The organism is Paenibacillus sp. TAF43_2, assembly GCF_052113545.1.
Lineage (GTDB): Bacteria > Bacillota > Bacilli > Paenibacillales > Paenibacillaceae > Pristimantibacillus.
On sequence record NZ_JBFRDK010000224.1, the window covers coordinates 1 to 10,694 of the forward strand.

The 10,694-nt window shown below is 44.9% G+C and carries 6 protein-coding genes and 3 pseudogenes; 4 read left to right on the top strand and 5 right to left on the bottom strand.

The window, feature by feature from the left end; translation table 11 throughout:
* The 3 genes and pseudogenes from AB4Z17_RS29615 to spoVB all read right to left on the bottom strand — a co-directional run.
* Window positions 1-133, bottom strand: a 133-nt coding sequence (locus AB4Z17_RS29615) for a transposase (protein WP_441963853.1), incomplete at its 3' end; no start/stop codon positions are given.
* A gap of 274 nt (window positions 134-407) precedes the next feature.
* Window positions 408-1,072 (bottom strand): annotated as a pseudogene (locus tag AB4Z17_RS29620) (phosphotransferase).
* 319 nt (window positions 1,073-1,391) lie between these two features.
* The gene (spoVB, locus tag AB4Z17_RS29625; protein ID WP_441911889.1) at window positions 1,392-2,942 is read right to left on the bottom strand and encodes a stage V sporulation protein B; all 1,551 of its coding nucleotides are present in this window, start codon (window positions 2,940-2,942) and stop codon (window positions 1,392-1,394) included.
* Window positions 2,943-3,347: 405 nt separating this feature from the next.
* On the opposite strand from spoVB, the pseudogene AB4Z17_RS29630 reads away from it, so the two are divergent.
* Window positions 3,348-4,457, top strand: a pseudogene (locus AB4Z17_RS29630) (alpha/beta hydrolase); the annotation flags it as partial.
* A gap of 499 nt (window positions 4,458-4,956) precedes the next feature.
* Entirely contained in the window at window positions 4,957-6,132 is a 1,176-nt protein-coding gene (locus AB4Z17_RS29635; protein ID WP_441963855.1) for a DUF6688 domain-containing protein, read from the top strand.
* A gap of 173 nt (window positions 6,133-6,305) precedes the next feature.
* Here AB4Z17_RS29635 and AB4Z17_RS29640 read toward each other — a convergent pair whose 3' ends face one another.
* Together AB4Z17_RS29640 and AB4Z17_RS29645 are read right to left on the bottom strand one after the other, a co-directional pair.
* Window positions 6,306-7,262 (bottom strand): ABC transporter permease, encoded by a 957-nt coding sequence (locus AB4Z17_RS29640; protein ID WP_441911885.1) that lies wholly within the window; start codon window positions 7,260-7,262, stop codon window positions 6,306-6,308.
* The gene (locus AB4Z17_RS29645; RefSeq protein WP_441911883.1) at window positions 7,255-8,175 is read right to left on the bottom strand and encodes an ABC transporter ATP-binding protein; all 921 of its coding nucleotides are present in this window, start codon (window positions 8,173-8,175) and stop codon (window positions 7,255-7,257) included. The genes AB4Z17_RS29640 and AB4Z17_RS29645 overlap by 8 nt, the downstream gene beginning before the upstream one ends.
* Window positions 8,176-8,496: 321 nt before the next feature.
* Here AB4Z17_RS29645 and AB4Z17_RS29650 point away from each other — a divergent pair, with 321 nt between their 5' ends.
* Window positions 8,497-8,901, top strand: coding sequence for a hypothetical protein (locus AB4Z17_RS29650; protein ID WP_441963851.1), 405 nt, complete (start codon window positions 8,497-8,499; stop codon window positions 8,899-8,901).
* A 435-nt stretch (window positions 8,902-9,336) separates the two neighbouring features.
* Window positions 9,337-10,694: pseudogene (locus AB4Z17_RS29655) on the top strand (hypothetical protein); the annotation flags it as partial.

Genomic DNA, 10,694 nt, shown 5'->3' on the forward strand with positions numbered 1-10,694 from the left:
CAATCCAACGATCAAAGGCAGAAGCACTCAGATCATATTCCTTGATGATGTTTGATCTTGATTTTCCACTCTCATAAAGCTGGATCATCTGCTTCTTAAACTCTGCAGTAAATGTACGTCTTGCTTTTGGCATAGTAGATTCGCTCCTTATCTGTTCTCTTCATTCTACTAGCCCTTATTTTTTCTGTCTAACTTAGTGTAGACGATCCATTGTTCCCTGAGAGGTCACTGCACAATTATATATACGCCTATTAGGGGGATAATTCCTTCTAAATATCGTACAAGTTACCACAAATACTTTATAGAAGTCTTTCTATGCTCCACATTAGACTCAGAGGTTCATGTTGCTCAAAAGTAATAAAAGCCAATATATTGTACTAACGTATCCGTTAGCGGAATGACCTTTCTTAATCAGCGAGAGCACGTTTTATGATCGCTTTTGCTTCAGCAACCAACTTTTCATCTTTATAATCAATTGCCTGCATCATGATCAAAATGGGAATGTATATGGCTAACAATCGAGCTAATATCTTCGTTTCTTCATCGACATCCCCATATTCTTTGAAAAAGTCTGAACGCGCATCCGGAGGCAAAAAGCTATACGCGACATTCAAGTCGCAAGCAGGATGTCCGATATTGATATCTCCCCAGTCGATAATCCCTGAAATTATTCCATTCTCGTCTACCAGCATATTTTTAAAATGAAGGTCTCCATGGAGGAATACGTTTTTGGGTTTCACTTTTTTCCTGATAAATAGGGGTAGCCTAGGAAAGGAGCAGGATAATTATAATCCCCTTCCCCAAAAAATAACGGTATCGAATATGCAATGGAACAATAATCTTTAAGCTTAGGTAGTACCTTTCCTTCCATCCTTAAACGATTAATTGCAACTTCTCTTCTTGGAAAGCGAAATACATATTCGGCCCCAACAAGAAAAACAGTATTATCCCAGCCGTATCCTAGTTTTTGTACGCTTTGTGAAGCTAACTGTGGAAACTGACTGCTTATTAATTTATGAGCTAATTCTTCTGATACTTCCCATTCCGCATCCCATTGATTCGTACTTCCCATACCCATTTATCGACTCCCTCACGAAAATAGAAAATAGGCTCGACTAGCCTATTCCATTTACAACATCATATCATTAACTTGTTCTTCTGTTCGAGAACAACCTTACCGTCTGTTCCTCTATCCTTCCCGTTAGTTCAATAAAAAGGACGCTCCCGCGCCTTCGCTTGGGCTACGTCCTCCTCATTATATCCATTTCCAATTGCTAATTAAAGAACGTACGCGGGTAGCATGTAGTGCTTAAACAGGGGACTTATCTTAGCCTAAGCACTAAGAAAATACTTTATGTTCTTTTTACATATCGAATCATGACTGCTTTTTCTTACCATGGAATTGAAAATTTATGACGCGTGCTTTTCCAATTCAACGTACCTGTCACGACTAGAGCAGCGAAATAAAGAAACATGGAACAGATAATTGAAATGATTACGCACCATAACTGCGGCATACCGTGGCTGACTAGCTGGTTATAGGTCAAGTGTCCGCAGATTGCCATTAGCATCATGCAGATCCCAACCTTGATATAAGGACGAATGCTCCCATAAAATCCGATCGAACTCGAGATGGAAAAAAAGTTCAATAGCGTTTGTATCAATATGCCAATACCGATGCCGAACGCAACACCAACGATTCCTAATTGACTGCCTAACACGAAGACCGAGACACCCTTAAATACAGTGGCTATTACGTAATTCCATAGAGCTGCTTTCGCGCGACCGAGGCCAAGTAGAATCGCATGAAGTGGAGCATCGAAATAATGTAGAAAAAACATAGGTGCAAGTATTTTTAGAAGTAATCCTGCTTCAGGCGCATTATAGACTTGTGTCGTTAGTGGAGTTGCCCATTCGTACAGGATAACGGTCGCTGGCGCGCCGATCAGAAGTCCCAGTATCATAGCCTGATTCATCCGCTCATGTATGAGCAAACTATTCTTGTTCACCGTGGCCTCACCAATCGCGGGAATAAGAGCTGTGGATAAGGATTGCGTGATAAAGCTTGGCATGAATAATAGCGGAAACACATAGCCGGCCAGCAGACCGAATTGCTTCGTGGCTAAAGCTGTGCCGATGCCGTACAGGCCCAGGCTGGTAGTAATAAGAAGCGGCTGGAAGGCGTTGTATAACGAATGAATGATACCATGACCAGTCGTCGGAAGTCCGATTTGCAGCAGCTCGGCGAGTGTGCTTCTTCCTTGTTTCAGATGGCTCGCCCAAGTCTCGCCCGAAACCTTCGATTCACCATATAGCTTGTAGCTTGTCATCAGAAATAAGAGGCTTATCGCTTCGCTTACGACAGAGGCAGCCATTGCACCAGCAGCTGCATAAGCAATTCCGTAAGGCAGCAATAGGTGTACCAACGCTAACACACAAGCGATTTGAACCGTATGCTCCAGCACATCGGAAGCTGCAATGGTCTTCATCTGCTGCATGCCCCGAAAATACCCCTTTAATACGGCGGAGACTGCGATAATCGGTGCGATCGGTGTAATCGCTAGCATGGCGTAATAAGCCCGCTGGTCGCTTAACAAAATAGACGCGATCCACTCTGATCCAAGTAACGATATGGTCGTGAGCGCTACGCTCAAAACGCCCGTAACAGCGAGCGAGACATACAGAATGCGCCTCACTTTCATTCGTTCGCCGCGAGCCTGGGCCTCTGCGACCAACTTGGAAATTGCCACCGGTAATCCAAGCTCCGTAATCGTAATGACGAGCGGAACAAGCGGATGCGCCATCATCAAGATGCCGATTCCTTCTGCACCCAGTACGCGAGCTATATACATGCCGCTGATAAAACCGAGAATACGATTGATGAAAGCAGCAACAGACAAAACCAGAGTACCTCTCATAAACGATTGCCCGAGTTGTGACATGACTTGTGTCCTCCTGTTAATCGAATACATAAATGTATTCAAAAAATTGAAAAGCATGCGAACAAGCTCAAGACGCTAGCTAGGCGCCAGCGGTGTCATAAGAAAATAAATTCTTAGGCAGACGATGCTTTATTAAGCTAACGGGTAAATAATCACCAGGACGAGGCTGCCGGAATAAATCGGCAGCCTCGTTGAGCTAACGGGCAGTTTATCAGGGTGGACAAGAAAAGTGAGCTGTAAAATCAGTCTCGGGAATGGTTACCATGGTTACCACTTCATGGTTACGTGCTAAATAAGCGTCTTACAAAATTGTAAGGTAGATGTAAGGCAAAGCGATAGCTTAGGCCAGTTTAGCAGGATAATATCGGAATAAAAAAATAGAAATTTTTTAAAGGGAGAATCGAGATTAGGCTGTTTGAACTGTTGCTTTTTTTGTCAAACATCGGCTTGTTTGCATTAACAGTCCTCTTAAAAAAAGGACGGCGTAAAATTTCAGTATTCGTTGCAAGCGGAATCGCCGCACTTTTACTGGTCATTCATTGGACGGTGGAAGGATACAGAGTTCAGCTATTTTTCCTATATTGCATAACGATCATTTTTTTAGCCATTTCAGGTTATAGCTATTTTAAAAAAAACGGCCCAAAAAAAATCCCGCGATTCATGTTGGGTTCAGCTAATACCGCTATAGCGCTAATGCTGGTCGTAACAGCGGGTCTCATGTATGTATTTCCTGTATTTAAACTGCCTGAACCGACAGGCGAATTTAAGGTAGGAACGCAAACTTATCATTTTGTGGATACAGAGAGGGAAGAGATTTTTGACGAAGCCAGTGATGGTAAGAGAGAATTGATGGTTCAGGTATGGTATCCGGCTCAAGCTGGCACCGGCCAGTACGCTCCCTTTATTCCTGATCCCCAGATTTTACGTTATATGGCTGGGAACTATGGCCTTCCCGGGTTTACTCTTCAACACCTTACTACGTATCCAGTCATGCTTATTCGGGGGCCGAAGTTTCTTCGGCACAGACTTCATACCCGCTGATCCTCATTTGCAACCGAGTTTCCAGATGGTCGAATCACGACCAGCACAACCAACGACTTATTCTCGCCAGACCATGATTACCGGACGGAAAGCGGAAATCGCGACAAATTGGGAAAAGTTTTAACGGACGATGTGGCGTTTACGCTGGACCAATTCGAGCTCATCCAATCGGGGAAGATTCCAAGTCATCTAAAAGGGAGGATTGATCTCGGACATGTAGGGGTGTTCGGTCATTCCATCGGAGGAGCGACGGCCTATGACGCTTCTTACGATCCACGAATCACGGTTGGAATAGACTTGGATGGAGCGCTTTATCGACTGCGTGAGAGAGAGGGGCTGCGTAAGTCGTAGCATTTGAATATTACCGACGTACAGTTCATTTCTCCGATTTTTAAAATGCTGGGAGTTACAGGAAAGATTGCGCCCGAAAGAGTGAACTCCGTTATCAATGCCTATATGCTGGATTTCTTCGATAGTTCGTAACCTCGCTGCTGTAATTCCGATATCAGGTCTTATATTAAGCATTAAGGGCTGCCACATGGCAGCCCTACGCTACGTTAATGGGCAGTAAGGACCAATAAATAGGAAAATATACATGATCATTTTTCTCTTTTTTTGGATTATAAATTCAGAGTATCATTGACTAGATAAATGGTCAGTTCCTTACTTATATCGAAATAAATCCTCGGAGGTGCAAACAGGGCATTTTCATTTAATAACACAGCGGCAGTTTGACTTCGATTCCTCTCAAAAGAATGCCTTTTTTAGGATCAGTATCATACAGCGTCAAAGGGACTTTAGCATTCGCCGCTTCCAAAACTGCTTTCTTAAAATTTTGAAGTCGGGCATTCAACGATGATGTCTACCTTATTGATTGCGGTGGCGAAACGCGACGCGCCCGATGTGGACGAAACGACAAGCGCGCCTGCCGCACAAGTCCTGTCCAATATCGACCGGAAGGAGCATCAAGAAAATGCTACTGTTGTTCACTCCATTTCTTCTCCTAGCGTTCACCGCCCTCATTCGGGCGGTGTTTACGTTCGCGCGAAAAGCTGGGGAAAGCGAACAAGGCGAAGGATTGACGTTAACCCGGCTCGTAGACGGCATTCTACTTTCGATAGCCTCGTTTCTCCTGATCGTTGGCTTCATATTTGATATGAAAGGGGTACCAGGAGGAGCGCCGTTGAAAATGTACTCAGAAACCGGAGAGCCATTATATGCATACGCATCTTTGTCCTACAAGCATAGTGCTGTGCTTTGCGTAGACTGGTTGCTCGGCTTCTTTTCCTATTGGGCGCTGAGAATCTATCATAGGAAACTTTCTCCAATTGTCTATACTTGCTGCAACGTCTTTTTGGTTCTTTGCATTTCGCTGACCGCAGTCTATTTCATTCATACCGGCTTTTCCAATTACGATTTTAATGAGATCTTCTCCGTGTTGCTTCTTCAAACCGGGAGCTTAACGTCTTGCCTGCTATACCTGGCGCAGCTCAAGCGCTCATTGGACGTATGGAAGGCGTTCGGAAGGGGGGAAGATGCCGAGACGATGCCCGCCTGGCAGCGGCCTCTGCATCGCTTCATTATCATGCGTCACCGGGCAATTCCGGCGCTATGGTTCGCACTGCTATTCCCCGTTCAGCTTGTTGTTCAATTGCTTCTAGTCTTGTTCGGGCAGCGGCCGGATGGCGTAGTGCGGGCGTTTCTGGATACGAGCGGCTTCTACTTATCGAGGCTGCCGGCACCCCCGCCGGAAATGGTGTCGGGGGATGGCCATTATTTGTGCACCGTCGCCGCTCTGGGACATCGATCCCTAGTGAAGCCGCTTAGGCCGGGAATCCGGCACGGCATGTCTATTACAGTGAATCGCCAGCTGATGATCGCTAACGCGTTCGAAAATGTGCTGGAACAGTACATGCCCGCCTGCCACCGGACGATTCGAAGACTTTACGATAAATACGGCTATCCGGTAAGTCGGCAGATTCGTACGAAGACAGCAGCGGATGTGATCTATGTAGCAATGAAGCCGCTGGAATGGTTCTTTCTGCTCGTTCTGTATACTGTCGACATTCGCCCGGAAGACCGGATTCAAGTGCAATACAGTGGGTTCGGTAAAAAGATTAGTCGACCGGACGCCGAATTGACAGGGTAACGCAGAAAATAAAGTGTCGGAATGGAATACTCTAAGTTTTATCCACGTCCAAATTTAAAAGATCGGATATAGATCGTTTAAGTAACGGGACACGTTAGTTGGATTAAAACAAAAGAACCTCGGGCACAGCTTCTTGCAAGCAGTGCCCGAGGCTCTTAGTATTGGAATTGCCCTTAAGCGGCGACGTCGCGTCTCGTAAACAGTAACCAAGCTAAGAATTGGAATACGATGTAGTAGGCGACAAGTATCATAATAGAGAACGTCAACGTCATTTCCGGTCTTAGCGGCGTCGCACCTTGCATATATTGCGTCAGGTCGATGTTGGAGAAGAGCAAATACTTGACCCAGCTATAGCCGCTGAGAAGCCCCGATAGCGTATTGCCGACCAGCATGAACAGAAGCGAGAAGGCTATGGCCATCGAGGAGCTGCGGAACGCGGACGAAATCATGAAAGCCATCGTAACGTACATGAGCATGGATACGATCGAGAAAGCGTATTTCTCCAACGAATTTAACAAATAGGAACTTTGTTGGATAACTCCGCCATCGGTAATCGATATTTTCGCTTGGCTTGTTCCTTCGAAGCCTTCGAGAATACCTCCGGCCGCGTAAGCAGACGCAAATGTCAATATGAGCAGCAGAAGCGCGAACCCAAGCGTGGCGATGTATTTGCTGATCATAATCTTCGTGCGCGAAGCCGGACCGACAAGCAGCAGCTTGATCGTGCCCCAAGTAAATTCGGCCGCAATCATATCGGCAGCGATAATGACGGTTAGAATCGTCGCTAAAATAATTAAGTATGATGATGTATCTACATAATTCCACAATGACAATTCGTTAGGATTTGTATTTTGTTCCAAATAATATTCATTGAGCTTGATTTCGTTAGTGAAGTATGTTTTATCCTCTACCGAGAGCTCTTTGTTTTCTTGAAGCTCCTGCTGCATGTTGCTATTTCGTTCGGTCAGGTTGTTTTGCCAGTCGATCGTATTATTTTGGCCTGATTCCCACTTCATGATGCCGCTCATCAATGCGATTGTAAAAACGAGGAAGGCGATCATAAGCCATGTACGAGGACGACGATATATTTTCATATTTTCGTTTCGAATTAGATTAGACAGACTAGACAACCATCTCACCTCCGGTAATTTCCAAGAACTGTTCTTCAAGCGACTTCTGCGCCACTTGAATGCCGAGCACGTCAATCTCCGAGCTTACAAGCAGCCTTGTAATATCGGGAATGGCAGCTTTGTCAGCTGCAATTTCGAGCAGATTGCCTTTCACCGTAATGCGGGTGGCATCGAAGATGGCGGATAGCAGCTGCTGAGCGGCAAGTAAATCGCCGACTTCGATAACGATCTTCGACTGTATTGAATCGCGAGTTTCCTGCAACGAGCGAATATCGATGAGCTTGCCGGCTTGTATTATCGCAACCCGGTCGCACATAAGCTCCATTTCGGACAGAAGATGGGAAGAGACGATGACGGAGATGCCTTCTTCTCTCGTCAGCTTGCGCAAATAATCGCGCAGTTCTCGAATGCCTGCAGGGTCGAGCCCGTTTGTCGGCTCATCAAGGATGAGCAACGATGGACGATGCAGAATCGCTTGGGCAACGCCAAGCCGCTGCCTCATGCCGAGAGAGTAACGCTTAACCTTCTCGTGAATACGGTTCTGAAGTCCGAGAAGCTTAACGACCTCATTAATCCGTTCCTTCGTAATGCCTTTATGCCGACGGGCAAAATGAACAAGGTTTTGATAACCGGTCAAAAATTTATACATTTCCGGATTTTCGACGATCGCTCCTACATGCGTCATAGCAAGCTCGAAGTGCTCGCGGACGGATACGCCTTTTATTAGGGCCTCGCCCTTCGACATCGATATCAAGCCAACAATCATCCGTATTGTTGTCGTCTTGCCGGCACCGTTAGGTCCGAGAAATCCGAATACTTCGCCTGCGGGTATATCGAAACTAAGATTGTCGACGATCTTACGTCCGCCAATCGATTTGGTCACGTTGCGAAGCTTCAAAACGGCTTCTGTCATGCGTTAAAACCTCCTAGTATTATCTTACATATGGAACTATACTGGAAGTTGCTTTGTCATAAAATAGACCTTCGATCAGGATTTCCCCCCTGCTTAGGTCGAGTATGAACGTTTTTCAAAACATTTTTCAAACAAATATCTAATAATATGCTTGATAAAACAACTATGGATTATTTACAACATAATGAGGTATCTCTAGAATTTGAACTGGAGGGTATAGGTGCACTTTCTGATCATTACCCTGACTAGACAAAACCCGAAAGATGATCACTTTTTCTAAATTAAAATCAAATATGCTCGTTGCAGGGAGCTAGAATAGGAATGAAAAAGATCTTCATTATTGGAGTTGTAGCTAGTGGTACGGGACGATATAAACGTTCAGCAGAAGAACAAATTGAGGTTATAAAGGAAATAGATATACACGGTACATGGATATTTGAAGGAACAGATAGAGAGTCCTATCAATGTTTGTATGAAATGGCCGATACAATCATATTTCTAGATACTCCATTGTGGACGCGAAGGATAAGAATCCTAAAGAGATTTCTTAAGCAAAATCTTGGTATTGAAAAGTGTCATTATAAGCCAGACATCCTGATGTTGAAGATGATGTATAAATGGACACGGGATTTTGAACAAAATAGAAGCGGTTTCGAAGCCAAGTTAAAAAAATACAAAGAGAAAGTGATTCGGTTAAGTGATAATAACAACCTGGACTTTACCTGAACGAATATTTCTAGGGGATGGGAGGCGTTAGTTGAACACGGAGTGGGCTGCCGCGTGGTAGCTCATCGTTACGCTAACTGGCAGGGTAACTCAACTATGTTCCCGAATTTTTGATTAATAATCGATAGAATTGAGGGATGTATCGCTTCTTTATATGAACGATCCTTTGATAAATTCAAGACAACCGATTCATGGAAAGTATTGATTGAATGTGTGGATGAAATCATTGTTCCGGGAGTCATAGACTGTACAGGTGTTTGTAAGGTGAACCTCATCATAAATAGCGTGAAAATGTGACCCTCAATGATTGTAAAAGAGCTTATCCTCTCATGGTAAAATATGCCCCAAACAGCTTAACAAGCAAAGGAATTTGCAAATAAATGTCGAATTTACTCCTCATTACTTGTATTTTGTATGGTTTTGGGAGGCATTTCAATGATAGCTTCGACAAAAATTCACATTCCCAATGTACGTCATGCCCTGATTACCCGCTCCAATCTGCTTCGCCTGCTAGACGAGGGTATGGACGCGAAGCTGACACACATATTCGCCCCATCCGGCTATGGGAAAACGATGGCGTTAAGCGAATGGACTAAACAAAGCGGCAAGCTTGTTGCATGGGTATCACTCAGCAAGCAGGACGACGATTGGATCGCTTTCTGGAATATCATTATTGCTTCAATCCAGAATCGTGTCGCCGGCTTTGGTTTGACCGTTTGGCCGCTGCTAGCGGATGGCCCCACTGCATCATTTGAATCGATGGAGCCGGCAATGACTGCGCTGTTGAACGAGTTAAATCAACTGCCGGACGAGCTAGTCATCATTTTGGACGATTATTATCTTGTGACGATGCCGGCAATCCAGAGGTCGATAAGTTACTTGCTCGAATACATTCCTGAGCATATTCATTTCTATATTGCAACCCGCAACGTTCTTCCTTTTCCTACGGCAAAATTATTCGCAAAAGGAGAAATGCGGCGTATAACGATAGAGCAGTTGCGGTTCAAGCCTGAGGAAGTCTTCAGTTTCTTTCAAGAAACTACTGATTTGAATCTGTCATTTGAGCAGCTCAATATGATATATAACCAAACTGAAGGTTGGATTAGTGGCTTGCGGCTTGCGGCCCTTTCGCTGAAAAAAAGCGGTAATGTGGCTGAGTCGATCCGTCAATTCAGCGGCCATCAGCAGGACATATCCGATTATTTGTTGGATGAAGTCATTCGCGATCTGCCGGAGGAATTGTACAATTTCCTATTGCAAACCTCTGTGTTAAACCAGATAAACTATGAGTTGTGCAATGCAGTGACGGGTCAAGCGAGAGGTCAGCAACAGTTGGAACAGTTGGAGCAGCTTCAACTATTCATCATTCCGCTGGATAATCAGCGCCATTGGTATCGCTATCACCATCTGCTGTCTGATTTCCTCCAATCCATGCTCGCTCGAACGGCGCCTGAGCTGTGGGTACAGTCGAATATACGTGCCGCGCAATGGCTCGAAAACAACCTGTTTATCATAGATGCGGTGGAGCATTATCTAGCGGGACGGCAGTATGAAGATGTCGCTCGCCTCATTGAAGCGCATCTATACGAGCTTCTTGGAGGCAAGAACATCGTCGTTTCACGTTGGGTGATGCAAGTGCCTGAACCATATATAGCAAGCCGACCACTGGTTGAGCTTTTTTGTTTGTTTGTAATGATGGGTGTACGGCAGTTCCATAACATTCCGGCTCGAGCGGAACGGCTTCGTATTCGTGTTGAAGGAATGAAGGAGCATATGGAAGCGGATGTATGGCG